This window comes from Pseudomonas sp. 34 E 7, assembly GCF_900005715.1.
Taxonomy (GTDB): Bacteria; Pseudomonadota; Gammaproteobacteria; order Pseudomonadales; family Pseudomonadaceae; genus Aquipseudomonas; species Aquipseudomonas orientalis_A.
Window position 1 is genome coordinate 24,705 of record NZ_CVTX01000105.1, and the last position, 22,885, is coordinate 47,589.

Sequence of the window (22,885 nt, forward strand, 5' to 3'; positions counted from 1 at the left end):
TCCCACATTTTTACCCAGTGCTGCCAGTAGCGTTAGGCAGCGATCGACAACTTCAGCTTGTTCATCGCGCTTTTCTCAAGCTGACGAATCCGCTCGGCCGACACGTTGTACTTCTGCGCCAGGTCGTGCAGCGTGGCTTTTTCTTCCGCCAGCCAGCGCTGGTAGAGAATGTCACGGCTGCGGTCGTCCAGCACTTCCAGCGCTTCGTGCAGGTTGTGATTGGAGTTGTCGCTCCAGTCGGCATCTTCCAGTTGACGCGCCGGGTCGTACCGGTGGTCTTCCAGATAGTTGGCCGGCGATTGGAAGGCGCTGTCGTCGTCTGCCTCGGCAGCCGGGTCGAAGGCCATGTCATGGCCGGTCAGGCGACTTTCCATCTCGCGCACTTCACGGGGCTCCACGCCGAGGCTTTCGGCCACGCGGTGGACTTCCTCGTTGTTCAGCCACGCCAGGCGTTTCTTCTGGCTGCGCAGGTTGAAGAACAGCTTGCGCTGGGCCTTGGTGGTCGCCACTTTCACGATGCGCCAGTTGCGCAGGATGAACTCGTGGATTTCCGCCTTGATCCAGTGCACGGCAAACGACACCAGGCGCACACCCATCTCGGGGTTGAAACGCTTTACAGCCTTCATCAGGCCGACGTTGCCTTCCTGGATCAGGTCAGCCTGGGCCAGGCCGTAGCCGCTATAGCTACGGGCGATATGTACGACAAAACGCAGGTGGGCGAGCACCATCTGCCGAGCCGCCCCCAAATCCTGCTCATAGTAGAGACTCTCGGCCAGTTCACGCTCCTGCTCGGGCGTCAGCAAAGGAATGCTGTTTACCGTGTGCACATAGGCTTCCAGGTTCGCACCCGGGACCAAGGCATAAGCAGGTTGCAAAGAAGTGGTCATACGAAAAAACCTCCGACTCACATAACTCGTGCAGTTCAGCACTGCGAAAATTGACCGGGGAACCGTAGGACAAGTTCCCTAAACTGCTGACAAGGTCAATACAAACGAAACTACATTACCCTGACATTAACTACTTCGGTGCCAGCTCACGTAAATGCCGTGCGACCGCAATCCACGCACCGATATACCCCAACAGCACCGCGCCAAGCAAGAGGCTCAGGCCATCGGCCACCGGCACGCCGGCCAGGGCAAAATCGCTGCCGTACAAGCCGGCCAGCCCGATAACCGCATCGTTCAGCCAGTCCAGGCCAAAAGCCAGCAATCCCCAGGACAAAACCCCGGCACCGAAGCCATAAAGCGCGCCCATGTACAGAAAAGGACGACGCACATAGCTGTCCGTGCCGCCGACCAGTTTAATCACTTCTATCTCGGTGCGGCGGTTTTCAATATGAAGACGAATGGTATTACCTATCACCAAAAGTAATGCAGACACCAGCAACACCGTCAAACCGAACACGAAGCGGTCGCCCAGCTTGAGGATCGCGGCCAGGCGCTCTACCCAGACTAGATCAAGTTGCGCCTGTTGCACCTTGGGCATCTCTGCAAGTTTCTGGCGCAGGGCTTCCAGGGCCGGTTTGTCCACTTCGTCCGGCGTCACCAGCACCACGCCCGGCAACGGGTTCTGCGGCAGCTCCTTGAGCGCCTCGCCCAGGCCGGATTGTTGCTGGAACTCCTCAAGCGCCTGGTCGCGGCTGATGTATTCGGCCTCCGCCACGCCCGGCATGTTCTTGATTTCGTCGCGCAGCGCTTCGCCTTGCTGGGTGCTGGCATCCAGGTTCAGGTACAGCGAAATCTGCGCTGCGCGCTGCCAGGAACCGCCCAGGCGCTCGACATTGTTGAGCAGCAACGACAAGCCCATCGGCAGGCTCAAGGCCACGGCCATCACCAGGCAGGTGAAAAAGCTGCCGATCGGCTGCTTGCCCAGGCGACGCAGACTGTCGAGCAGGCTGGCGCGGTGGCTTTCGATCCAGGCACGCAACAGGGTGCCGAAGTCCGGACCGTCGTCATCGTCGCGTTTTTTCTTTTTCGGTTGCGGGTCGGCCGGTTTCGGCGCCACGCGTTCGGATACTTTAGGGCTGCGTGTCGCACTCATACGCCGGCCTCCCCGTCGCCGATCAGGCGGCCGCGTTGCAGGGTCAGCATGCGGTGACGCATACGGGCAATCAGGGCCAGGTCGTGGCTGGCGATCAATACGCTGGTGCCCAGGCGATTGATGTCTTCGAACACCCCCATGATCTCGGCCGCCAGGCGCGGGTCGAGGTTACCGGTGGGTTCGTCCGCCAGCAGCAAGGCCGGGCGGTGGACGATGGCGCGGGCGATACCCACGCGCTGTTGCTGGCCGGTGGACAGGTCGCCGGGGTAGAGGTCGGTCTTGTCCGACAACGCCACGCGTTCCAGGGCCGAATCCACCCGCTTGACGATCTCGGCCTTGGACAGCCCGAGAATCTGCAGGGGCAAGGCGATGTTGTTGAACACCGTGCGATCGAACAGCAACTGGTGGTTCTGGAACACTACGCCTATCTGGCGGCGCAGGAAGGGGATCTGCGCATTGCTGATCGTGGCTAGGTCCTGGCCCGCCAGCAACAGCTTGCCGGTGGTCGGACGCTCCATCGCCAGCAGCAGGCGCAACAACGTGCTCTTACCGGCGCCGGAGTGACCGGTGACGAACAAAAACTCGCCCCGCCGTACTCGAAAGCTCAGCTCATGCAAGCCCACATGCCCGTTGGCGTAGCGTTTACCGACCTGTTCGAATCGAATCATGAACGCTCCCGCTCGGCAAACAGTGCCTGTACAAAGGGTTCGGCTTCAAAGGTGCGCAGGTCGTCGATGCCTTCACCGACGCCGATGTAACGAATCGGCAACCCGAACTGTTTGGCCAGGGCGAAAATCACACCGCCCTTGGCCGTGCCGTCCAGCTTGGTCAAGGCCAGGCCGGTCAGTTGCACCGTCTGGTTGAATTGCTTGGCCTGGCTGATGGCGTTCTGGCCGGTACCGGCGTCGAGCACCAGCAGCACTTCATGGGGGGCATCGGCGTCGAGCTTGCCGATCACGCGGCGGACTTTCTTCAGCTCTTCCATCAAGTTGTCTTTGGTGTGCAGGCGACCGGCGGTGTCGGCGATCAACACATCGATGTTACGGGCCTTGGCGGCCTGCACGGCATCGAAGATCACCGAAGCGGAGTCGGCCCCCGTGTGCTGGGCGATCACCGGGATCTTGTTGCGCTCACCCCACACTTGCAGCTGCTCGACGGCAGCGGCACGGAAGGTGTCGCCGGCGGCGAGCATGACTTTCTTGCCCTCACCCTGCAGCTTTTTGGCCAGCTTGCCGATGGTGGTGGTCTTGCCGGCGCCGTTGACGCCCACGACCAGGATCACGAAAGGCTTCTTCGGCGTAATCACCAGCGGCGCTTCAACCGGTTTAAGCATGGCGGCCAGCTCGGCCTGCAGAGACTTGTACAACGCGTCGGCGTCGGTCAACTGCTTGCGCGCGACTTTCTGGGTCAGGCTCTGGATGATCACGGCGGTGGCTTCGACGCCCACGTCTGCGGTAAGCAGGCGGGTTTCAATGTCTTCCAGCAGCTCGTCATCGATGGTCTTTTTGCCGAGGAACAGGCTGGCCATGCCTTCGCCGATACTGGCGCTGGTTTTGCTCAGGCCCTGCTTGAGGCGGGCGAAGAAGCCGGTTTTACTGGTTTCGGCGGGTGCGGCGGGCTCTTCGATGACCGCAGGCACGGCAGCTACAGCTGGCACTTGAGCAGGGATTTCAGCAGGCATTTCGACTGCTGGGGGCGCCGTGACGACAACCTCTACCGGCGGCGCCACAGGAATGGGCGGCGTCACGTGTTCAGCCTGCACATCCTCAACCAGTGCCACCGGCTCCTCGGCTACCGGCAGCTCCAGCCACGGTTTGTGCTCGGGTTCAGGTTCAGGCGCAGGTTCTGCCTCGACCACCGGCTGCAACACCGGCTCCGCGATAGGCAACACCACCGGTGCCGGCGTTTCGGCAACCGGTTCGGCTTCTACTATAGGCTCAGGGGTAGGTTCGGGTTGAACCTGCGGCTGTTCGACGACGGTTTCCTGCGGTTTTTTGCGCAGCCATCCGAACAGGCCTTTCTTCTCGCCAGCCGCAGCTGGGGTCTTCTTGTCGTCGTTGGAACCAAACATGGAGACGGCTATCTCAAGGTAGCGACGCGCCAAGGGGCGCTTCGGTAAATAAAATTCGATGCGTAACAGACTGTTTTTTAGCCAGCTCGTTCATGCGCAACATTTTGAAGGCCTAAATAGAGCCTTAACAGGACAGCCACAGTGGCCGTCCCTGAGTCGGATCAGTATCCTAGCACCTCCTCGCCCGCCGACGCTAAGACCAAGCGGGCAGTCCAACAGGTTAAAAAACGAATGAATGCTCTAGCCCGCCGCGCCGCAGGCCTGCTGCTCAGCACAGTTTGTCTGCCCCTTTCAGCTTTGGCTGCCGATCCACAACCCACCCACGAATTCACCCTCGACAACGGCCTCAAGGTCGTCGTGCGCGAAGATCATCGTGCGCCGGTGGTGGTTTCCCAGGTCTGGTACAAAGTGGGCTCGAGCTACGAAACCCCGGGCCAGACCGGTTTGTCCCACGCCTTGGAACACATGATGTTCAAGGGCAGCGCCAAGGTCGGCCCCGGCGAAGCCTCGCTGATCCTGCGCGACCTGGGCGCCGAAGAAAACGCGTTCACCAGTGACGACTACACCGCTTACTACCAGGTGCTGGCCCGTGACCGCCTGGGCGTGGCCTTCGAGCTGGAAGCTGACCGCATGGCCAGCCTGCGCCTGCCGGCCGATGAGTTCAGCCGCGAAATCGAGGTAATCAAGGAAGAGCGCCGCCTGCGCACCGACGACAACCCGATGTCCAAGGCCTTTGAACGTTTCAAGGCCATGGCCTTCCCGGCCAGCGGCTATCACACGCCGACCATCGGCTGGATGGCCGACCTGGAACGCATGAAGGTCGAGGAACTGCGCCACTGGTACCAGGCCTGGTACGTACCGAACAACGCGACCCTGGTGGTGGTCGGCGATGTCACGCCGGACGAGGTGAAAACCCTGGCCCAGCGCTACTTCGGCCCGATCCCCAAGCGCGACGTCCCGCCCGCCAAGATTCCGCTGGAGCTGGCCGAGCCCGGCGAGCGCCTGCTGACCCTGCACGTGCAAACCCAGTTGCCAAGCGTCATGCTCGGTTTCAACGTGCCGGGCCTTGCGACTGCCGAGGACAAGCGCTCGGTACAAGCCCTGCGCCTGATCTCGGCCCTGCTCGACGGCGGCTACAGCGCGCGTATCTCCGAGCAGCTGGAGCGCGGTGAAGAACTGGTCTCCGCCGCCTCCACCAATTACGACGCCTATACCCGCGGCGACACGCTGTTCATGCTGAGCGCCACGCCTAACCAGCAGAAGAAAAAGACCGTCGCCCAAGCCGAAGCCGGCCTGTGGCGCCTGTTGGAAGAGCTCAAGGCCAAGCCGCCCACCGCCGAAGAACTCGAGCGCATCCGCGCCCAGGTGATAGCGGGCGTGGTCTACCAGCGCGACTCCATCACCAGCCAGGCCACGGCCATTGGCTCGCTGGAGACCGTCGGTCTGTCGTGGAAGCTGATGGACACTGAGCTTGCCGACCTGCAAAGCGTGACCCCGGAAGATATCCAAAAGGCTTCGCGCACCTATTTCACCCGCGAACGTCTGAGCGTCGCCCATGTTTTGCCCGAGGAGACCGCTCATGAGTGACCGCAAAAGCAGCCGCCTGATTCTGCCCGGCCTGATCGCCGTTACCCTCTGCGCGGCCAGTGCCGTGTACTTCCTGCGCCCGAGCGAATCGGTTGCCAGCCCGGCGCTGGACAAGGCTCAATCGGCCAGCAAGCTGCAATCACTGGCTGAGCTGGACGGTAAAGCACCGACCAACCGCAAGCTCGATGTGCAGACCTGGACCACCGCCGAAGGCGCCAAGGTGCTGTTCGTCGAAGCCCATGAATTGCCGATGTTCGACGTGCGCATCCTGTTCGCCGCCGGCAGCAGCCAGGACGGCAACGTGCCGGGGCTGGCCTTGATGACCAATGCCATGCTCAACGAAGGCGTGCCGGGCAAGGACGTCAGCCAGATCGCCAGCGGCTTTGAAGGCCTGGGCGCCGATTTTGGCAATGGCGCCTACCGCGACATGGCCCTGGTGTCCCTGCGCAGCCTGAGCGACAGCGACAAGCGCGAGGCCGCACTGGCGCTGTTCGATGACGTGATCGGCAAGCCGACGTTCCCCGCCGATTCACTGGCGCGCATCAAGAACCAGATCCTGGCCGGCTTCGAATACCAGAAACAGAACCCCGCCAAGCTGGCGAGCATCGAGCTGTTCAAGCGCCTGTACGGCGACCACCCGTATGCCCACCCAAGCGAAGGCACGCCTGAAAGCGTTCCGGCGATTACCGTGCAACAGATGCAGGCATTCCACGCCAAGGCCTACGCGGCGGGCAATGCGGTGATCGCGGTGGTCGGCGACCTGACCCGTGCCGAAGCCGAAGCCATGACCGCCAAGGTTTCTGCCGCGCTGCCCAAGGGCCCGGCCCTGGCGAAGATTGCCCAGCCGACGGAGCCCAAGGCCGGCCTGAGCCGTATCGAGTTTCCCTCCAAGCAAACCCACCTGCTGTTCGCCCAGTTGGGCATCGACCGTGCAGACCCGGATTACGCAGCCTTGTCCCTGGGCAACCAGATTCTCGGCGGCGGTGGCTTCGGCACCCGCTTGATGAGCGAAGTGCGCGAAAAGCGCGGCCTGACCTACGGCGTGTACTCCGGTTTCTCGCCGATGCAGGTGCGCGGCCCGTTCATGATCAACCTGCAGACCCGCGCCGAAATGAGCGGCGGCACCCTGCGCCTGGTCGAAGACGTGGTGGCTGACTACCTCAAAAACGGCCCCACCCAGAAAGAACTGGATGACGCCAAGCGCGAACTGGCCGGCAGCTTTCCGCTGTCCACCGCCAGCAACGCCGATATCGTCGGGCAGTTGGGGGCCATGGGTTTCTACAACCTGCCGCTGAGCTATCTGGAAGATTTCATGAAACAATCCCAGGCCCTGACCGTAGAGCAGGTCAAGGCTGCAATGAACAAACACTTGAGCGCCGACAAGATGGTCATCGTGACCGCCGGCCCGACGATTGCGCAAAAGCCACTACCGCCCCCCACTGATAAACCCGCCGAGCAGCCGCTCGGGGTTCCGGAGCATTAATGGCCAGTTCATCTCGCCCGAAAAAACCTGTCCACAACGTGCATAACGGTGTGGGCCAACTGCGCATCATTGGCGGTGAATGGGGCAGCCGCAAGCTGAGCTTCCCCGATGTCGTGGGCCTGCGTCCGACCCCGGATCGCGTGCGCGAAACCCTGTTCAACTGGCTGGCGCCGTACATCGGCGGCGCCAAGGTACTCGACCCGTTTGCCGGCAGTGGCGCGTTGTTCCTGGAGGCGCTGTCCCGTGGCGCAGCCCAGGCACAGGCGCTGGATGCGAGCAATGTGGCGGTGTCCAGCCTCAAGGAACACTTGGGTACCTTGCGCTGCACCAATGGCCAGGTCCAGACCGCCGACGCCTTGCGCTACCTGGAGACCCAGGCCGCCAGCGAATACGACGTGGTGTTCCTCGACCCACCGTTCAACCAGAACCTGCTGCCGACCGTGTGTGCGTTGCTGGAAGAACGCCAGTGGCTGGCGCCGGATGCGTGGATCTACACTGAAAGCGAGACCGCGCCGTCGACGCTCGGCCTGCCGGGCAGCTGGCGCCTGCACCGGGAGCAGAAATCCGGGCGGGTGTATTACGCGCTGTGGCATCGCGCCCTGTAGGAGCGAGCTTGCTCGCCAAGGTCGAACAGGCGGCACGGGCTGCCTGATAGCGCTGCGTCATCGTTAACGTTTTTCGCGAGCAAGCTCGCTCCTACGGGGGGCATGGCAAGCTCGTCCGGCAGCGAGTATTTCATGACTCCCTCTGTGGACCGCTTCAAACCCGCCTTCGGCCTCGGCAACCCCCACCTGCAAACACTGTGGGGGCCGCTGTGGCGCCCGACCACCCACATCGAGCGCCAACGCGAACGTCTGTGGCTGGAAGACGGCGACTTTCTCGACCTCGACTGGCACGGCCCCCACGACGTGCAAGCGCCGCTGGTGCTGGTGTTGCACGGGCTGACCGGTTCGTCCAATTCGCCTTACGTCGCCGGCCTGCAAAAAGTCCTCGCCGCGCAAGGCTGGGCCAGCGCGGCATTGAACTGGCGTGGTTGTTCGGGCGAGCCGAACCTGTTGGCTCGCAGCTATCACTCCGGTGCCAGCGAAGACCTGGCCGCAGCGATTGCCCATCTGCGCACCAAGCGACCTTTGGCGCCGCTGTATGCGGTGGGTTATTCCCTGGGCGGCAACGTGTTGCTCAAGCATTTGGGCGAAACCGGTGCGGCTTCGGGGCTGCAAGGCGCGGCGGCAGTGTCGGTGCCGTTTCGCCTGGACCAATGCGCGGATCGTATCGGACTGGGGTTTTCGCGGATCTACCAGAAGCATTTCATGCGCGAGATGCTGGCGTATATCCGCGTCAAGCAACGTCAGTTTCTGCAGGATGGCCGTGAGGAAGGGCTGAAAACCCTGGAGGCACTGGGCTCTCTGGAGAAGATGCGCACGTTCTGGGACTTCGATGGGCGAGTGACTGCGCCGCTGCATGGTTTCTTGAGTGCTGAGGATTACTATCGCCGCGCCTCCAGTCGCTACTACCTGGGCGCTATACGCACGCCAACCCTGATTATCCAGGCCGCCGATGACCCGTTTGTGTTTGCCCACAGCCTGCCCGAAGCCAGTGAGCTATCAGACTGTACGGAGTTTGAGCTGTTGGCCAAGGGTGGGCATGTGGGGTTTGTAGAGGGTTCGCTGAAACGCCCCGGCTACTATCTGGAACGCCGCATCCCCCAATGGCTACTGGCACAACATAGGTAAAAATGTGGGAGGGGGCTTGCCCCCGATAGCGGTGTGTCAGTCAGTACATCTGTTACTGATCCACCGCCATCGGGGGCAAGCCCCCTCCCACATTTTGATTGAGTTCACAGGCCAATTGCTCAGTCGCCTGTTGCCACTTCCCGCTTGGGATCCGTAATCCACTCACTCCAAGACCCCGCATACAACTTGCCCAACGGATACCCCGCCAAGCTCAGCGCAAACAGGTTATGGCACGCCGTTACCCCCGAACCGCAATACGCCACCAATTCTTCCGGCGGGCGCCCCTGCAACTGCGCGGCAAAACGCTGCCTGAGCTGTTCAGCCGGCAAAAAGCGCCCATCACTGCCCAGGTTTTCATTGAAGGCCGCGCACTGCGCACCGGGAATATGCCCGGCAATCGGATCGATGGGCTCTACTTCACCACGAAAACGCGGCTGGGCGCGGGCGTCGATCAAGGTCAGACCGGGCTGACCCAGGCGTTTTTGCACATGCTCGGCATCCAGCACCAGCCGATTATCCGGCATACCGGTGAAGGTGCCCGGCTCAGTCACTGGCGCATCCAGGCTCAAGGGGAAACCGGCGCTGTGCCAGGCCTTGAGGCCACCATCGAGAATAAACACGCCATCACGCTTGCCCAGCCAGGTCAGCAGCCACCAGGCACGGGCGGCATAGGCACCGGCGCCGTCGTCATACAGCACCACGTCGGTGTCGGCACTGATGCCCCAAGCTCGCAGCTGTTCGGCGAAGGTGTCCGCCGCAGGCAACGGATGACGGCCGGTCACACCCTTGATCACCTTGCCGCTGAGGTGGCGCTCCAGGTCGGCATATTGCGCCCCTTCGATATGCCCTTCGGCATAGCTGCACAGCCCGTAATCCGGGTCTTCCAGGGCAAAGCGGCAATCGAGGATCACCAGCCCGGCCGACTGCTGGCGCTCGGCCAACGCCTGGGGGCTGATCAATTGGGCAAGCGGCATGACTGACTCCTGTGCATACAAAGGGGAAAGGTCCTACTTCACTTCTTCCAGTGCCTGGTTCAATGGCACGTAAAACTCTTTGAACAACGCATCCACCGCGGCTTTGGCCTGGGGCGTGACGAAACCCGCCTCCAACACCAGCACCTGGTATACCCCACGCTTTATCGCTTCGGCGCTCAAATGAGTGGAGTTTTCATTGGTGGTGCACAGGAACCGTACCCAGGAGGTGAGGATAATCCAGGCATTAAGGGTCAGGGCTTCGGTTTGCACCGGGTCCATTGTGAGAATGCCTGCGTCGACAAAGCCCTGGTAGATCGCTCCGCCCTGAATCAGACAGCGCTGGGAAAACCGTCGGTAGCCAGTGGCCAGCTCCGGGTCGCTTTCCAATAAGTGTTCAAGGTCGCGGTGCAGGAAGCGGTAGCGCCACATGCCGGCCAGTACGGCCTGCAGGTAGAAACGCTTGTCTTCCACCCTCATCGCGCGCCCTTGGGGCGGGCGTAGGAAACTGTCCACCAACGCTTCGTATTCGCGGAACAGCACGGCGATGATCGCCTGCTTATTGGGGAAGTGGTAGTACAGGTTGCCCGGGGAAATTTCCATATGGGCGGCGATATGGTTCGTGCTGACACTGCGCTCGCCCTGCTGGTTAAAAAGCTCCAGGCTGGTTTGCACAATGCGCTCGCTGGTCTTTACTCGTGGTGCCATAGGGATCAGCTTCCAAACACGGGATGGGGCATCTTACGGCCTATGCCGGTCAGGTTAAATCCAGATGTTACTGCAATGTTTATTTGACAATTTAGAGCAATGACTCTAAAAATCCAGACAGACCTATAACAATCGGGATCGCGCCATGTCTGCCAACGTTGCCTACCTGCCAGAATCCCAGGCGCTGGATCATCTCCAGGACCTGTTCGAAGCGCAACGTCGCGCCTACGCCGCCAACCCGATGCCGCCGGCCGCACAACGCCGTCAATGGCTCAAGGCCCTGCGCGATGTGCTCAGCAACGAACGCCAGGCGCTGATCAACGCAATCAGCCAGGACTTCAGCCATCGCAGCGCGGACGAAACCCTGTTCGCCGAGCTGATGCCCAGCCTGCAGGGCATTCACTACGCCAGCAAGCACCTCAAAGGTTGGATGAAACCTTCCCGCCGCGCTGTAGGCATTGCCTTTCAACCCGCGTCGGCCAAAGTCATCTACCAGCCGCTGGGTGTAGTGGGCGTCATCGTGCCTTGGAACTACCCGCTGTACCTGGCCGTCGGCCCGCTGGTCGGCGCCTTGGCCGCCGGCAACCGGGTGATGCTCAAGCTCAGCGAGTCCACGCCGGCCACCGGTGAACTGCTCAAGGCATTGCTGGCGAAAATCTTCCCCGAGGACCTGGTGTGCGTGGTGCTCGGCGAAGCCGAAGTCGGCATGGCGTTTTCCACGTTGCGTTTCGATCATCTGCTGTTCACCGGGGCCACCAGCATCGGCAGGCATGTGATGCGTGCGGCCGCCGAACACCTCACGCCGGTCACCCTGGAGCTGGGCGGCAAATCGCCAGCCATCGTCTCCGCCGATGTGCCGCTCAAGGATGCTGCCGAGCGTATCGCCTTCGGCAAGGCGTTGAACGCTGGGCAAACCTGCGTGGCACCCGACTATGTGCTGGTACCGGAGGATCGTGTGGACGGCTTCGTCGAGGCTTACTCCGAGGCGATTCGCGGGTTCTATCCGACCCTGACCGACAACCCGGACTACACGGCCATCATCAACGAACGGCAACTGGCCAGGCTCAATGCCTACGCCAAGGACGCCAGTGACAAAGGCGCCACCCTGATTGCGCTGTACGACCAGGGCCAGGCACGACGCATGCCTCACAGCCTGCTGCTGAATGTGAGTGACGAGATGACGGTGATGCAGGATGAGATCTTTGGTCCGCTGTTGCCGATCGTGCCCTATCGCGGCATTGATGAGGCCTTTGCCTACATCAACCAGCGCCCGCGTCCATTGGCCCTGTATTACTTCGGCTACAACAAGCGCGAACAGGACCGTGTGCTCCACGAGACCCACTCCGGCGGCGTGTGCCTGAACGACACCCTGCTGCAGGTGGCCCAGGACGACCTGCCGTTTGGTGGCATCGGCCCCTCCGGCATGGGTCATTACCACGGTCGCGAAGGTTTCCTGACATTCAGCAAGGCCAAGGGCGTACTGGTCAAACAGCGTCTGAACGCGGCGAAGTTGATCTACCCGCCCTACGGGAAATCCATCCAGACGTTGATCCAGAAGCTGTTTATCCGCTGAAACCGCCACCACCGGGACAATAAAGACAATGAATCCCAGCCTGACTGAAACACCTGCGCTGTCGCGGCGCGGCGTCTTGAAAATCGGCCTGTGCGCCAGCGCCTTCCTGGCGACCGCCGGGCTGGGCGCCAGCCTCAGCGGTTGCTCAAGCAGCACGCCGGCCAGCGGTTTTGCAATGTTGCGCACCAGTGACTTGCCGTTCCTGCGCGCGGTCATCCCGGTGCTGCTAGAAGGCGCAGCCAGCGCGCAGGTCGTCAGCGCCGGGTTGGAAGACACGCTGAAAAAGCTCGACTACAGCCTTCAGCACCTGTCGCCGGAAATGTTCAAGCTCACCCAACAGCTGTTCGACGTGTTGAGCCTGGGCATTACCCGAGGACCGTTGACCGGCATCTGGGGCAGTTGGGAAAACGCCGGCAGCGAGCAGATCCGCAACTTCCTGCACCGCTGGGAAAACAGCTACCTGAACCTGCTGCGCATGGGCCAGGGCTCGCTGCTCAAGCTGGTGATCATGGCCTGGTACTTCCGGCCCGAGTCCTGGGCCCATTGCGGCTACCCCGGCCCGCCGAAGATCTGATCTGCATCCCTCACAATAAAAAAGAGACGACCCTGATGCCCGTACCCGATCTGTTCCGCGACGGCCTGGCCCGCGGCTGGAAAACCCACAATGGCGCCGCCCTCGACAGCGACCTGACCCTGGAAGCCGACGTGGCCATCATCGGCAGCGGCGCCGGTGGCGGCACCACCGCGGAAATTCTCAGCGCCGCCGGCTACAAGGTGCTGTTGATCGAAGAAGGCCCACTCAAGACCAGCAGCGATTTCAAGCTGCTGGAAGACGAAGCCTATGCCAGCCTGTACCAGGAAGGGATCGGGCGCATGAGCAAGGACGGTGCGATTACCATCCTGCAGGGCCGGGCAGTGGGCGGCACCACGCTGATCAACTGGACCTCCAGCTTCCGTACCCCCGATGCCACCCTCGCCCACTGGGCCAGCGAATACGCGGTGAAGGGCCATAGCAGCGCCGAAATGGCGCCGTGGTTCGAGACCATGGAACAGCGCCTGGGTATTGCGCCGTGGGCCCTGCCGCCGAACGCCAACAACGACGTGATCCGCAAAGGCTGCGAAAAGCTCGGCTACAGCTGGCACGTGATCCCGCGCAATGTGCGCGGCTGCTTCAACCTGGGTTATTGCGGCATGGGTTGCCCGGTCAACGCCAAGCAGTCGATGCTGGTGACCACCATCCCCGCCACCCTGGACAAAGGCGGCGAGCTGCTCTACCTGGCCCGAGCCGAGCGCCTCAACTACAGCGGCGACACGATCAGCAGCCTGGAATGCGTGGCCATGGACGCACGCTGCGTAGCCCCTACCGGGCGCACGATCAGCGTGAAAGCCAAGCATTACGTACTCTCGGGCGGCGGCATCAACAGCCCGGCACTGCTGATGCGCTCGGACGCGCCCGACCCGCATTCACGGCTGGGCAAGCGCACCTTCCTGCACCTGGTGAATTTCTCCGCCGGGTTGTTCGACGAGGTGATCAATCCGTTCTACGGGGCGCCGCAGTCGATCTATTCCGACCACTTCCAGTGGCAGGACGGCACTACCGGTAAAATGTCCTACAAGCTAGAAGCACCGCCCTTACATCCAGGGCTGGCGAGTACCTTGTTTGGCGGCTACGGGGCGCAGAATGCCTTGGACATGAGCCGATTGCCCCATACCCACGCCATGCTCGCGCTGTTGCGCGACGGGTTTCACCCCGACAGCCCCGGCGGCGCAGTAGAACTGCGCGGTGACGGTACGCCGGTGCTCGACTATCAAGTCTCGCCCTATGCCTGGGACGGCCTGCGCCGGGCCTTTCACAGCATGGCCGAGATTCAGTTCGCGGCGGGCGCCAACTCGGTCAAGCCCCTGCATCACGACGCCCGCTACGTGAACACCTTGGCCGAGGCGCGCAGCGTAATTGACGGGTTGAACCTCCAATTGCATCGGACCACCCTGGGCAGCGCCCATGTGATGGGCGGTTGCGCCATGGGCGAAGACCCGAAAAACGCGGTGGCCGACAGCCTTGGGCGCCACCACCAATTGCGCAACCTGTCGATTCACGACGGCTCGCTGTTTCCCACCAGCATTGGGGCAAATCCCCAGTTGTCGGTGTATGGATTGAGCGCCCAACTGGCGTCAGCCTTGGCCGAACGTCTGAAAACAGCGTGAAAAACCGTTCGATTCACGGCATTTATCTCCATAAGTCGACTTGGCCGACCGGGATGGCTGCGATACCATCCGATTCCCCAACGGACTCCGCCAGGACGACGCGATGAACCGAGTGTTGTACCCAGGTACCTTCGACCCGATTACCAAAGGCCATGGCGATCTGGTCGAACGCGCCTCTCGCCTGTTCGACCATGTGATCATCGCGGTTGCCGCCAGCCCCAAGAAAAACCCGTTGTTTCCCCTGGAGCAACGCGTGGAGCTGGCACGTGAAGTCACCCGGCACCTGCCTAATGTGGAAGTGGTGGGCTTTTCGACACTGCTGGCGCACTTTGCCAAGGAGCAGAACGCCAATGTGTTCCTGCGTGGCCTGCGCGCGGTGTCGGATTTCGAATATGAATTCCAGCTGGCCAACATGAACCGCCAATTGGCGCCGGACGTGGAAAGCCTGTTCCTCACGCCGTCGGAACGTTATTCGTTCATTTCCTCGACGTTGGTGCGCGAAATCGCCGCTTTAGGCGGAGATATCACCAAGTTCGTGCACCCGGCCGTCGCGGATGCGCTCACCCTGCGCTTCAAGAAGTAAGACCGCTCACTCGGCGCCCGCTCGCACTGCGGGCGCCAATGCGGCACAATTGCGCGCATTCGTTTTCAATGCCCTGGCTGACAGCCCTGGCAGGAGTTTTCATGTCCCTGATCATCACCGACGATTGCATCAATTGCGACGTATGCGAACCCGAGTGCCCGAACGCTGCGATTTCCCAGGGTGAAGAGATCTATGTGATCGATCCCAACCTGTGCACGCAATGTGTCGGCCACTACGACGAACCCCAGTGCCAGCAGGTGTGCCCGGTGGATTGCATTCCGCTGGATGAGGCGCATCCGGAGACTGAAGAGCAGTTGATGGAGAAGTATCGGAAGATTACCGGTAAGGATTGAGGTTCTTTAGCGCCTGTAAAGGCCTCATCGGGGGCAAGCCCCCTCCCACACTTTGATTTGTGAATACATTCAAAATGTGGGAGGGGCGGGGCGACGATTCGACTTGCCCCCGATGGCGATATCAGCCATCACACAGCAATCAGCTCTGACATTTGGGACAAAACACACTCGCCCGCTGCCCCAGCAGCACATTGCGCAACTCGGTCCCGCAGACCTTGCACGCCTCGCCGCCTCGGCCATACACGAACAGTTCCTGCTGGAAATACCCCGGCTGCCCGTCGCCGCCGATAAAATCGCGCAAGGTGGTACCGCCCCGCTCGATCGCTGCAGCCAGCACGCGCTTGATTTCGATCGCCAGCCTCAGGTAACGCGCCCGCGATATACCGCCCGCCGCACGACGCGGATCGATCCCCGCCGCAAACAGCGCTTCGGTCGCATAGATATTGCCCACGCCCACCACCACGGCGTTATCCATGATGAACGGCTTCACCGCCATCGACCGTCCACGGGACTGCTGGAACAAGCGTTCGCCATCAAACAGCGCGGTCAACGGCTCGGGCCCCAGGCGGATCAGCAGCTCGTGGTTGTGCGGGTCCTGGCTCCAGAGCATTGCGCCGAAACGCCGGGGGTCCGTGTAGCGCAGGGCCAGGCCGGATTCCAGCTCGATGTCCACATGTTCATGCTTGGCCGCAGGCATGCCCACTTCCACCAGGCGCAGGTTGCCCGACATGCCCAGGTGGCTGATCAAGGTGCCCACTTCGGCGTTGATCAACAGGTACTTGGCGCGCCGCTCCACCAGCACGATGCGCTGCCCGGACAGGCGCACATCAAGGTCTTCGGGGATCGGCCAGCGCAGGCGACGCTCACGCACCACCACTCGGCTGACGCGCTGGCCCTCCAGGTGAGGGGCAATCCCGCGCCGGGTGGTTTCGACTTCTGGTAACTCAGGCATGTGTACCTCGGGAAGAAAGGCTCAGTGCGCGCCCAGTTCGCGGATCGACAACTTCATGCTTTCGAAGTCGTAGTCCGACAGGCCCACGTAATCGAGCACCAGAGGGCTGATCGCATCCCACTCATGGTCAACGGTCTGGTTGCCCAGCACGCGATAGGACGAACAGATGTGCTCGGCCATTTTCAGGATCGCCAGCAGGTTCTTGAGGACGGGGTTGCGCGACGACTCATCGCTGAAAATCGCCAGGGCGTTGTGGTGATTGGCGATGGCGTCAGTGACATGCTCCGGCAGGCGCCAGGACTTGGCGGTGTAGTAACCCACCACGGCATGGTTAGTGTTGAACGCGTTGTTCTCGGTGTCGACCACGCGGCAATCCGGACCGGCATTGGCGTAGGCCTGCTCCAGCACCGTCATGTAGTTCGGGAACCGCTTGAGCATCAGCGGCACGCCGCAGTCGTGGAACAGGCCCAGGGCATAGGCTTCGTCAACCGTCTGGGAGCCGGTGCGCTTGGCCAGGCTCAGGCAAGTCATGGCCACATCCTGGGCCGTGTCCCAGAAGCGGTTGAGCGTGACAATGGTGTCGTCGCTCATCTCGCCCTTGATCGACAGCGCATTGATCAGGTTGATGACCGAGCGGCTGCCCAACAGGTTCACCGCGCGCTGAATCGAGGCGATCTTGTTGCTCAGGCCGTAATACGGCGAGTTGACGATCTTCAGTAATGCGCCGGACAGGCCCGGGTCCTGGGCGATCAACCGGGCGATCACTTCCAGGTCCGGGTCGGGCATGTACTGCTCCATCTGCAAATCCACCATGATTTGCGGCTGGGGCGGTACGCTGATGCCTTGCAGGACCTGCTGGATCTGTTCGGCGGAAAGCTCTTGGGACATAAGTACACACTCTGGGCTAGGTGTGGATTCTACCCTTTAAGCAGACCGGGCCGACACCCAAATGCCCGATTGAAACTCGATCAAATGCGGGAGGGGGCTTGCCCCGATTGCGGTATATCAGTGAAAGATGAGCTGACTGACCCACCGCTATCGGGGGCAAGCCCCCTCCCACATGTCCGGCGGCGCCGCCAAGCAATGCACAACACGGTATACTCCCGCTCTTTTTTCCGGAGCGACGTCATGTCCCTGCCAAGCCTGCGTCTCAAAGCCAACGCCGATCGTCGTTTGCGCAACGGCCACCTGTGGGTCTACAGCAACGAAATCGACGTGGCCGCCACCCCACTCCACGGCTTCCAGGCAGGCGACCAGGCTATCCTGGAAGCGGCCGGCGGCAAGACCCTGGGCATCGTGGCCATGAGCCCGAACAACCTGATCTGCGCCCGCCTGCTGTCGCGTGACATCAAGTTGCCGTTGGACAAGTCGCTGCTGGTGCACCGCCTGAACGTCGCCCTGTCCCTGCGCGATCGCCTGTTCGACAAGCCGTTCTACCGCCTGGTCTATGGCGATTCCGACCTGCTGCCGGGCCTGGTGGTCGACCGTTTCGGCGACATCCTGGTCGTGCAGATCGCCTCGGCGACCATGGAAGCCCATAAAGAAGACGTGATCGCTGCCCTGACCCAGGTGCTCAAGCCCAGCGGCATCCTGTTCAAGAACGACTCCGCCGCGCGCGACGCCGAAGGCCTCAACCGCTACGTCGAAACCGTGTTCGGCCTGGTGCCGGAATGGGTGGCGCTGGAAGAAAACGGCGTGAAATTCGAAGCCCCGGTGATCCAGGGCCAGAAAACCGGCTGGTTCTACGACCACCGCATGAACCGCGCACGCCTGGCGCCGTATGCCAAAGGCAAGCGCGTGCTCGACCTGTACAGCTACATCGGCGGCTGGGGCGTGCAAGCCGCCGCTTTCGGCGCCAGTGAAGTGTTCTGCGTCGACGCGTCAGCCTTCGCCCTCGACGGCGTGGAGCGCAACGCCGCGCTCAACGGCGTGGCCGAGAAGATGACCTGCATCGAAGGCGACGTCTTCGAAGCGTTGAAAGAACTGAAAGCCAGCGAAGAACGCTTCGACGTGATCGTCGCCGACCCACCGGCCTTCATCAAACGCAAAAAAGACATGAAAAACGGCGAAGGCGCCTACCGCCGCTTGAACGAGCAAGCCATGCGCCTGCTCAGCAAGGACGGCATCCTCGTCAGCGCCTCGTGCTCCATGCACCTGCCCGAAGACGACCTGCAGAACATCCTGCTCACCAGCGCCCGCCACCTGGACCGCAACATCCAGATGCTCGAACGCGGCGGCCAGGGCCCGGATCATCCGGTGCACCCGGCGATTGTCGAAACGCGGTATATCAAGAGCATTACGTGCCGTTTGTTGCCCAATAGCTAACACCGACCACCTTGTAGGAGCGAGCTTGCTCGCGAAAAACCCGAGAACGCCGCGGAGTATCAAATACCCCGCGTTATCGTTGACGTTCTTCGCGAGCAAGCTCGCTCCTACAGTGATGGCTCACACCATTAAAGGAAATGGCTCACAGCACTTCTGATTGAATTCCATTTTTCGCAGGCTAGTATCGGTTTCTGGTTTTACTCCGGAAAACAAAAACAATGTCTGGGCCCACGCTCTCCCGCTTCACCCTCATCACCTGCATTTCCCTGATTAGCTTCTTCCCGATCAATATCCTGCTCCCGTCGTTCCCTGCCCTGTCTGCCCAATTCGACACGCCCAGCGCAGACATCGCGCTGTCCATCAGCCTGTTCACCCTGGTGTTTTCGATCTCGCAACTGATCGCCGGCCCATTGTCGGATAAATGGGGGCGCAAGGAAGTCCTGCTCGGGTGCATCCTGCTTTCCATCCTCGGCGCGATAGGCTGTGCATGGGCACCGGACTACCTGACGTTCCTATTGTTTCGCACAGTGCAAGCCATGGGCTGTGGTTTCTTTGTGCTGGGCCATGCGCTGGTGGAAGACCTGTTCGACGAGCAAGACCGCGCCCGCGTTCGTCTGTATTACATGACCTTGAGTGGCTCGTTCGTCGCGCTGTCGCCGCTGATCGGCTCCTGGCTGCAAACCACGTTCGACTGGCAAGGCAGCTTCTACGGCTTCGCGCTGATGGCTACGGGCATGTTGATCCATGCGCAGTGCATCCTGCCCACCAAATCCGCCAGTACGCATCGAGCACCGGTGTCCATCGTCGGCACACTCAAGGCCGTCGCCGCCAACCACGATTTCCTGCGCTACTGGTGGATTGCAGCGTTGGTGTTCGCCTGCTACTTCGCCTTGATCAGTGTGACACCGCTGATCTTCATGGATGCGCTGAAACTCTCTGAATACGAGTACGCGCTCGTGTTAATGGTGTACGGCGTCGCCTATCTGCTGGGTGGCCTGGTGGCTTCCTACCTGCAGAAACGCATCCCGCTGTCACGGCAGATCAATATCGGCCTCGGCTTGTTGCTCGGCGCCGGTGTGTTGTTGACGCTGATCGTCAGCCTGCAAGCCATCACCAGCGTGACCCTGCTGATACCGATGCTGATCAGCGCCCTGGCCGTGACCTTGGTGCGCCCGGCCGCCATTTCGGCGGCAATGTTGCTGTTTTCAAGCAGCGCGGGGACGGCGGCATCAGCGGGTAACAGCATCATGTTCCTCACCGCCGCCGTCAGCAGCGCCGCCCTCGCGCAAACCGGTGCCCATTTACTGATGACCATTGCTGTCAGCTTCATTGTTTTGAGCCTGTGGGGTTGGTTGACGAATGCCAGGATCCGTCGCTGACGCCTTCCCCTTGTAGGAGCGAGCTTGCTCGCGAAGAACGAATAGACGCCACGGGCTACCTGATAGCGCTGCGTTATCGTTGACGTTCTTCGCGAGCAAGCTCGCTCCTACAGGGGAAGGTGCCTTATAGCCAGATGGCGTCCCATAGCGGGTATTGGCCAATGTGCTCGACCAAGCCTGCGCGCAGTGGGTTTGCGACAATGTAGCGAGCCATTGCCTTCAAGTCCTCCTCACGACGCAGCGCCCTGTCGAAATAGCCTTTTTGCCAAAGCACTCCGAAGGACTGTCTTGCCTTATTGACTGCACGGGCACTTCGCGATTTGGTTCGCTGCATGAGCCTGGGCAAATCGCCGTTGTGCAATTCCACCAGCCAGTGGAAATGGTCGGGCATGACCACCCAGGCCAGTGACGTTGCATCTCCATCTTCCTGAGCCTTTCTAAATTCGCGGACCAGCAAGCGACCGATAAGCCAGTCTTGAAAAATGCGTTGCCGTTGATGGGTGACAGCCGTTAGCAAGTAGATACGGCCCGACTCTGAATAGCGCCCCTTGCGCAGCCGATAAGCATTTTGCTGAGTGGACATTCCTTCGTCCTCTTCTGTGATTGGAAGAGAAACCGTAGGAGCTGAAGCGCCAATCAGCCCTCAAACAATTGTTCTGGATATGTCCGTCCTTGTAGGAGCGAGCTTGCTCGCGAAAAACAAATAGACGCCACCGGCTACCTGATAGCGCTGCGTTATCGTTGACGATCTTCGCGAGCAAGCTCGCTCCTACAGGTAGACGGCCATTCCCTCCAGCCGCCAGCGGTGTAGAATCGGCCCTATTCATCGCCAGTCATCCCCCGGCGGGTTTATGAGCTCGAGGCCCAAGCACGCGGCGATCCCGCGACGCGAGTGGCAACTTCCGGACACACGGCCATTTTCTGAGTGTTCCAGACGTCAATAGAAGCTCACTCCCCTTTGATACCGATTAGCCGCCCGGAGTGCTCCAATGCCTGATTACCGCTCGAAAACATCCACCCACGGCCGCAACATGGCCGGCGCGCGCGCATTGTGGCGTGCCACGGGGATGAAAGATGACGACTTCAAGAAGCCGATCATCGCGATTGCCAACTCGTTTACCCAGTTCGTACCCGGCCACGTCCACCTCAAGGACCTGGGTCAACTGGTCGCCCGCGAGATCGAACGCGCCGGTGGCGTGGCCAAGGAATTCAATACCATCGCCGTGGATGACGGCATTGCCATGGGCCATGACGGCATGCTGTATTCGCTGCCGAGCCGCGAGATCATCGCCGACTCCGTGGAGTACATGGTCAACGCCCACTGCGCCGACGCCATTGTGTGCATCTCCAACTGCGACAAGATCACCCCCGGCATGCTGATGGCCGCCCTGCGCCTGAACATCCCGGTTATCTTCGTCTCCGGCGGCCCGATGGAAGCCGGCAAGACCAAGCTTGCCTCCCATGGCCTGGACCTGGTCGACGCCATGGTCATCGCCGCCGATTCCAGCGCGTCTGACGAGAAAGTCGCCGAATACGAGCGCAGCGCCTGCCCGACCTGCGGTTCGTGCTCCGGCATGTTCACCGCCAACTCGATGAACTGCCTGGTGGAAGCCCTGGGCCTGGCCTTGCCGGGCAACGGTTCCACACTGGCCACCCACAGCGACCGCGAGCAGCTGTTCCTGCAGGCCGGCCGCACCATCGTCGAGCTGTGCAAGCGTTACTACACCGAGAATGATGAGTCGGTACTGCCGCGCAATATCGCCAACTTCAAGGCGTTCGAGAACGCCATGACCCTGGACATCGCCATGGGCGGTTCCACCAACACCATCCTGCATTTGCTGGCCGCCGCCCAGGAAGCCGAGATCGACTTCGACCTGCGCGACATCGACCGCCTGTCACGCCACGTGCCGCAGCTGTGCAAGGTCGCGCCGAACATCCAGAAGTACCACATGGAAGACGTGCACCGCGCCGGCGGGATCTTCTCGATCCTCGGCTCCCTGGCCCGTGGCGGCCTGTTGCACACTGACCTGCCGACCGTGCACAGCAAATCCCTGGCCGAAGGCATTGCCAAGTGGGACATCACCCAGACTGACGACGAAGCGGTGCATCACTTCTTCAAGGCCGGCCCGGCGGGCATCCCGACCCAGACCGCGTTCAGCCAGTCGACCCGTTGGGACACCCTGGACGACGACCGTGAAAACGGCTGCATCCGCAGTGTCGAGCACGCCTACTCGCAAGAAGGCGGCCTGGCCGTGCTGTACGGCAACATCGCCCTCGACGGTTGCGTGGTGAAAACGGCCGGTGTGGATGAGTCCATCCACGTGTTCGAAGGCCGCGCCAAGATCTACGAAAGCCAGGACAGCTCGGTACGCGGCATCCTCGCCGACGAAGTGAAAGAAGGCGACATCGTGATCATCCGCTACGAAGGCCCCAAAGGCGGCCCGGGTATGCAGGAGATGCTCTACCCCACGTCCTACCTGAAATCCAAAGGCCTGGGCAAAGCCTGCGCGTTGCTGACCGACGGCCGTTTCTCCGGCGGTACTTCGGGCCTGTCCATCGGCCACGCTTCGCCGGAAGCCGCTGCCGGTGGCGCGATTGGCCTGGTGCAGGATGGCGACAAGGTGCTGATCGACATCCCGAACCGCTCGATCAACCTGTTGGTCAGCGATGAAGAACTGGCGGCGCGCCGGGTCGAGCAGGACAAGAAGGGCTGGAAACCGGTGGAGAAACGTCCACGCAAGGTGACCACCGCGTTAAAGGCGTATGCACTGCTGGCGACCAGCGCCGACAAGGGCGCCGTGCGTAACAAGGCGATGCTGGATGGGCTGTAAGTCTAATCTGCCTTCGCTCTATCGCTGCCCCTGAAAAATGCCCCGTACCCACGGGGCATTTTTTTACCCTGCCTGACGCGCCGCGTCCCTT

Annotated in this window: 20 protein-coding genes and 1 pseudogene; 12 read left to right on the forward strand and 9 right to left on the reverse strand. The window is 61.4% G+C overall.

The features are described 5' to 3' along the window. Positions 1-32: 32 nt before the first annotated feature. From rpoH to ftsY, 4 genes are all read right to left on the reverse strand, one after another. Positions 33-887 (reverse strand): RNA polymerase sigma factor RpoH, encoded by an 855-nt coding sequence (rpoH, locus tag BFP96_RS08330; RefSeq protein ID WP_003176698.1) that lies wholly within the window; start codon positions 885-887, stop codon positions 33-35. A 130-nt stretch (positions 888-1,017) separates the two neighbouring features. Then, a complete protein-coding gene (ftsX, locus tag BFP96_RS08335) occupies positions 1,018-2,040 on the reverse strand; it encodes a permease-like cell division protein FtsX (RefSeq protein WP_065885342.1) in 1,023 nt (340 codons plus the stop codon). Further along, positions 2,037-2,708, reverse strand: coding sequence for a cell division ATP-binding protein FtsE (ftsE, locus tag BFP96_RS08340; RefSeq protein ID WP_003213784.1), 672 nt, complete (start codon positions 2,706-2,708; stop codon positions 2,037-2,039). The genes ftsX and ftsE overlap by 4 nt, the downstream gene beginning before the upstream one ends. After that, the gene (gene ftsY / locus BFP96_RS08345) at positions 2,705-4,111 is read right to left on the reverse strand and encodes a signal recognition particle-docking protein FtsY (protein WP_065891582.1); all 1,407 of its coding nucleotides are present in this window, start codon (positions 4,109-4,111) and stop codon (positions 2,705-2,707) included. Before ftsY ends, ftsE begins: the two co-directional genes overlap by 4 nt. 231 nt (positions 4,112-4,342) lie before the next feature. Here ftsY and BFP96_RS08350 point away from each other — a divergent pair, with 231 nt between their 5' ends. From BFP96_RS08350 to BFP96_RS08365, 4 genes are all read left to right on the forward strand, one after another. Next, a complete protein-coding gene (locus BFP96_RS08350) occupies positions 4,343-5,698 on the forward strand; it encodes a M16 family metallopeptidase (protein ID WP_065936016.1) in 1,356 nt (451 codons plus the stop codon). Further along, positions 5,691-7,181: a M16 family metallopeptidase gene (locus BFP96_RS08355; protein ID WP_065934208.1), complete on the forward strand. Its 1,491-nt coding sequence runs from the start codon at positions 5,691-5,693 to the stop codon at positions 7,179-7,181. Before BFP96_RS08350 ends, BFP96_RS08355 begins: the two co-directional genes overlap by 8 nt. Continuing rightward, positions 7,181-7,786 (forward strand): 16S rRNA (guanine(966)-N(2))-methyltransferase RsmD, encoded by a 606-nt coding sequence (rsmD, locus tag BFP96_RS08360; RefSeq protein WP_057723500.1) that lies wholly within the window; start codon positions 7,181-7,183, stop codon positions 7,784-7,786. Before BFP96_RS08355 ends, rsmD begins: the two co-directional genes overlap by 1 nt. Positions 7,787-7,918: 132 nt before the next feature. Next, the gene (locus BFP96_RS08365) at positions 7,919-8,914 is read left to right on the forward strand and encodes a hydrolase (protein WP_065891584.1); all 996 of its coding nucleotides are present in this window, start codon (positions 7,919-7,921) and stop codon (positions 8,912-8,914) included. A 119-nt stretch (positions 8,915-9,033) separates the two neighbouring features. Here BFP96_RS08365 and BFP96_RS08370 read toward each other — a convergent pair whose 3' ends face one another. Both BFP96_RS08370 and BFP96_RS08375 read right to left on the reverse strand, forming a co-directional pair. Beyond that, entirely contained in the window at positions 9,034-9,888 is an 855-nt protein-coding gene (locus BFP96_RS08370) for a sulfurtransferase (protein WP_065936017.1), read from the reverse strand. 33 nt (positions 9,889-9,921) lie between these two features. Further along, the gene (locus BFP96_RS08375) at positions 9,922-10,593 is read right to left on the reverse strand and encodes a TetR/AcrR family transcriptional regulator (RefSeq protein ID WP_065891586.1); all 672 of its coding nucleotides are present in this window, start codon (positions 10,591-10,593) and stop codon (positions 9,922-9,924) included. Between the two features lie 133 nt (positions 10,594-10,726). Between BFP96_RS08375 and BFP96_RS08380 the strand changes: the two are divergent. The 5 genes and pseudogenes from BFP96_RS08380 to BFP96_RS08400 all read left to right on the forward strand — a co-directional run. After that, positions 10,727-12,166: pseudogene (locus BFP96_RS08380) on the forward strand (coniferyl aldehyde dehydrogenase); the annotation flags it as partial. Positions 12,167-12,194: 28 nt separating this feature from the next. After that, positions 12,195-12,740: a twin-arginine translocation pathway signal protein gene (locus BFP96_RS08385; RefSeq protein WP_065936019.1), complete on the forward strand. Its 546-nt coding sequence runs from the start codon at positions 12,195-12,197 to the stop codon at positions 12,738-12,740. A gap of 35 nt (positions 12,741-12,775) precedes the next feature. Then, positions 12,776-14,371 carry a GMC family oxidoreductase gene (locus BFP96_RS08390; RefSeq protein WP_065891589.1) on the forward strand — a complete coding sequence of 532 codons (1,596 nt, stop codon included), beginning with the start codon at positions 12,776-12,778 and terminating at the stop codon, positions 14,369-14,371. 103 nt (positions 14,372-14,474) lie between these two features. Further along, positions 14,475-14,954, forward strand: a complete 480-nt coding sequence (gene coaD, locus BFP96_RS08395) for a pantetheine-phosphate adenylyltransferase (protein WP_003234650.1) — start codon at positions 14,475-14,477, stop codon at positions 14,952-14,954. A 101-nt stretch (positions 14,955-15,055) separates the two neighbouring features. Next, positions 15,056-15,307, forward strand: coding sequence for a YfhL family 4Fe-4S dicluster ferredoxin (locus BFP96_RS08400; RefSeq protein ID WP_065885332.1), 252 nt, complete (start codon positions 15,056-15,058; stop codon positions 15,305-15,307). A 139-nt stretch (positions 15,308-15,446) separates the two neighbouring features. On the opposite strand, the gene mutM is transcribed toward BFP96_RS08400, so the two are convergent. After that, the gene (gene mutM, locus BFP96_RS08405; protein ID WP_065885331.1) at positions 15,447-16,259 is read right to left on the reverse strand and encodes a bifunctional DNA-formamidopyrimidine glycosylase/DNA-(apurinic or apyrimidinic site) lyase; all 813 of its coding nucleotides are present in this window, start codon (positions 16,257-16,259) and stop codon (positions 15,447-15,449) included. Between the two features lie 21 nt (positions 16,260-16,280). After that, on the reverse strand, positions 16,281-17,147 hold the full coding sequence (locus tag BFP96_RS08410) for an HDOD domain-containing protein (RefSeq protein WP_065896133.1): 867 nt from the start codon (positions 17,145-17,147) through the stop codon (positions 16,281-16,283). A gap of 240 nt (positions 17,148-17,387) precedes the next feature. Here BFP96_RS08410 and BFP96_RS08415 point away from each other — a divergent pair, with 240 nt between their 5' ends. Both BFP96_RS08415 and BFP96_RS08420 read left to right on the forward strand, forming a co-directional pair. After that, a complete protein-coding gene (locus tag BFP96_RS08415; protein WP_015886370.1) occupies positions 17,388-18,584 on the forward strand; it encodes a class I SAM-dependent rRNA methyltransferase in 1,197 nt (398 codons plus the stop codon). Between the two features lie 218 nt (positions 18,585-18,802). After that, entirely contained in the window at positions 18,803-19,963 is a 1,161-nt protein-coding gene (locus BFP96_RS08420) for an MFS transporter (RefSeq protein ID WP_065936020.1), read from the forward strand. 124 nt (positions 19,964-20,087) lie between these two features. Here the strand turns inward: BFP96_RS08420 and BFP96_RS08425 are convergent, their stop codons facing one another. Continuing rightward, positions 20,088-20,546, reverse strand: coding sequence for an REP-associated tyrosine transposase (locus BFP96_RS08425; RefSeq protein ID WP_065896131.1), 459 nt, complete (start codon positions 20,544-20,546; stop codon positions 20,088-20,090). A 406-nt stretch (positions 20,547-20,952) separates the two neighbouring features. Here BFP96_RS08425 and ilvD point away from each other — a divergent pair, with 406 nt between their 5' ends. Next, entirely contained in the window at positions 20,953-22,794 is a 1,842-nt protein-coding gene (ilvD, locus tag BFP96_RS08430) for a dihydroxy-acid dehydratase (protein WP_065885327.1), read from the forward strand. Positions 22,795-22,885: the final 91 nt, after the last annotated feature.